General features: G+C 31.1%; 1 protein-coding gene. It reads left to right on the top strand.

The window, feature by feature from the left end:
- On the top strand, nt 1–3,590 hold a 3,590-nt coding region (locus tag ABY298_RS15510; RefSeq protein WP_372746959.1), incomplete at both ends, for a LamG domain-containing protein.

Below are 3,590 nucleotides of genomic sequence, written 5' to 3'. Positions count from 1 at the left end.
TAAAAACACCAGTAATAACTGTTCTGCATCTACAACTATAACTATTGAAAACAATAGAGATAGTCCTGATTTTTCCTTTTCGGTAAGTATAAATTCTTCTCCTTTAATTTATGTTTTAGGAGGGAGTCCTTTAGCAGATATTGATCAAAATTCTACAACAACATCTGCTGTAAACGGAACGTATTTTGGTGTGGTAGATGCTGGATCTCAAGTTACCAGAAGATTTGCTCTTGCAAATATTGGAAGTTGTCCTTTAGATATTTCATCAGTAACAAGTTCTAACAGTGATTTTGTAATTACAACTCCGTATTCCATTCCTTATAATAATTTGGCTTCGTATTATTATATAGTTATAGATGTAACTTTTACTGCTCCTAGTAGTGGAACAGGAACACAAACATCAACCATAAGCGTTGGAAGTAATGATACCACGCAAAATCCTTTTAATTTTAATGTAAGTGCTGAAATGTTTGATTTTAATATTCCAGGTCCTGGTGGAATTACAGCCGATTTTAGGCTTTGGTTAAAATCTACCAGAGGAATTAAATATGAAACATCAACATCTGATAAAGTAAGGTGCTGGTTAGATTTAGGTACAAATGGTAAAAATGCAGAACAATTAACCGCGGCTAATCAACCAACTTTTATAGACGATGTAGCATCTAACATAAATTTTAACCCTGTTGTTAAATTTGAAAATAATGGAACCACGTTAAATCAATATTTAGAAAACACTGCAAATGGCTATTATACGCAAGAAATTTTTATAGTTATGGAACCAGATGTAGATGTTTCTTCATCAACTGGTATGACTATATTTTCGGGTACATCAGATCCTATAACAGGTTATTCTTATAGCAATACGTATTTAAATAATACAAATGATGAGAGTAGTGTTGGTTTAGGGAATTTTACAAGTAGAATATCTTCTCCTGAGGAAAGATTATGGTATAACCAAGGAAACTCGGTATCGAATCCTTATTATACACTTTTAGCTTCTACTTCTAGATCTTATACAAGTGCTGGAATTATTAATGCCAGAAATAAAACTACAACGCCCTCAGCTGGAATGAGTATTTTATATAATTCTGTGGATGATGGATTAACAGCAACAAAATCATCTGGGTTTACTCCTGAAAATTTAGGATATATAGAAACTTCTACAACCTATGTTTGGGGAACACCGTTTAAAATTGGGAAAAATGCTAATGCTACTTTTGGTAGTTTAAACGGTAGAGTTGCCGAAATATTTACGTTTGCAGAAAGATTAACAGATGCAGACAGACAAAAAATTGAATCGTATTTAGCTATTAAATATGGAATATCATTGGGAACATCTGGGCAAGCACAAAAAAATTATGTAAGCTCTTTTGGAACAACTATTTGGAATATTTCTACAAATTCTGGTTTTAATTATAATGTAGCAGGAATAGGTAGGGATGATGATTCTGATTTAAATCAAAAACAGTCAAAAACTATAAATTCAGTAAATGATGTAACTATAGGTTTAGGTGGTTTATTTTCAAAAGTAAGCGCAAATAGTAATGAATTTAATACTAATGGAGATTTTTTAGTTTGGGGATGTGATAATGGAAGCTTTACTGAAAGTAGTAGTAATACAGTTTCTATTAAATCAGGTGTAACAACTTCTGTAACACGTATTGCAAGAAAATGGAAAATTATTGAAACAACACAAGTAAGTAGTGATGTAGAGAATGTTTACGTAGGAATTCCGGAAACTGCTTTTTCAACTTTTTCAAAAACAGCATCTGAAGAATATGTGTTAATAGTAGCAGATAATTCTAATTTTTCTGATAGTTCTATAATAGATGTTATTCCTTTAAAAATTCAATTAGATGATAGTAACAATCCTATTTTAGACAAAAATGGAAGTCAGCTATACCAAACTTGGTACGATTTTGATGGAACTAAGTATTTTACCTTTGGAAAAGCTTCTGTATTAGATGCTACAAAACAAGCTGTAGCAATAGGTTCTGGAGATTATTTGGTAGGTGAATATGATTTAAACTTAAATGTAGATGCATTTACTATTTCAGCTTGGATAAAAAGCACGCCTAACGCTAGTGTTAGAACTATTATAGCTAAAGGAGATAAGTTACAAATGCGTTTAAATTCATCTAATAAACTTGAAATTATTTCTGATAAAGCAACGCCTGTTTACACTTCAAATATGGCAATAAACGATAGTAAATGGCATCAATTAACCTATGTTTATAATAGTGGATCTGGTTATTTATATGTAGATGGAGTATTAGATAAATCAGTTCAAAATATTGTGCATCCTTCTCCTAATTACAATCGTTTTTCTATTGGAGCGGTATATGCATCTAAAAGTAATATTACAAATCCTTTTTTAGGTGAAATTGATGAGGTTTCTATATGGGATTTAGGATTAACTGAGAGTCAAATTAGGTATTTAATGAATCAGGAAATTGAAAAAACTACAGGAAATATTGTGAATGGAAAAAATATACCTGAGGCAATTATTAATAATGAAGTAGTTTCAATTCCTTGGAGTAATTTACGTGCTTATTATGATTTTAACTCGTTTTATGGGTCAACAATTGAAGGATTGACTGATGATAGGAATTTTTTAAGATTAAATTATTTAAATAAAACAAAATTAATAGTAGCAAACCAAACAGCTCCTTTACCGTATGTAACTGCTGCAGATGGAGATTGGGCAAATGAAAGTACTTGGTTAAATAGTGCTAATCAAATGTTACCTAATTCTTTAGGATTAGATGGTGTTACAAAAATAGATTGGAATATTGTAGAAACCGATCATAATATAACTTCTAATTCAGAAATTAAAGCATTAGGGTTAAAAATTAATAGTAACACATTTACTGTTGAAGCAGATAACAGTATAGAGTTATCACATTATTTATTGCTTAACGGAAAATTGGATTTACAAGGCGAATCACAATTAATTCAAACAATGGATAGTGATTTTGATACGGCAAGTATTGGATACATTGAAAGAGATCAAGAGGGAATTGGAAATAGATTTAGATATAATTGCTGGTCTTCACCTGTGTATTCTGCTACTGAGGGAACAAAAAATTATGCTACTGTAAGTAGTGTTTTAAAAGATGGTACAGACCCTAGTTCTCCTGCAGCGTTAAATTTCACGTCAGGTTTAAATGGTAGTATATCTCCAGTTACATTAAGTACCTATTGGATGTATAAATATACAAATTCTTCAACAGGGTCTTATAGTTCTTGGGTAAAAGCTGGAGAAAATGGAAAAATATATGAAGGCGAAGGATTTTTAATGAAAGGTGTTAAAGATCCAAACGAAACAGATCAAAATTATATATTTCAAGGAAAACCAAATAATGGTACTATTGAATTAACGGTTTCAGCAAATAATGATTATTTAGTTGGAAACCCATATCCATCGGCTTTAGATGCAGAGCAATTTATTTTAGATAATGCCAATTCAATAAAAGATGGAACCTTATATTTTTGGGAACATTATGGGGGAGATTCTCATAATTTAAAAGATTATCAGGCTGGTTATGGCTTGTATAATTTAGGTGGTGGAACTCCTGCAAGTGCACATT

The organism is Lutibacter sp. (assembly GCF_041596795.1).
GTDB lineage: Bacteria > Bacteroidota > Bacteroidia > Flavobacteriales > Flavobacteriaceae > Lutibacter.
This window is presented reverse-complemented; position numbering and strand designations above follow the sequence as displayed.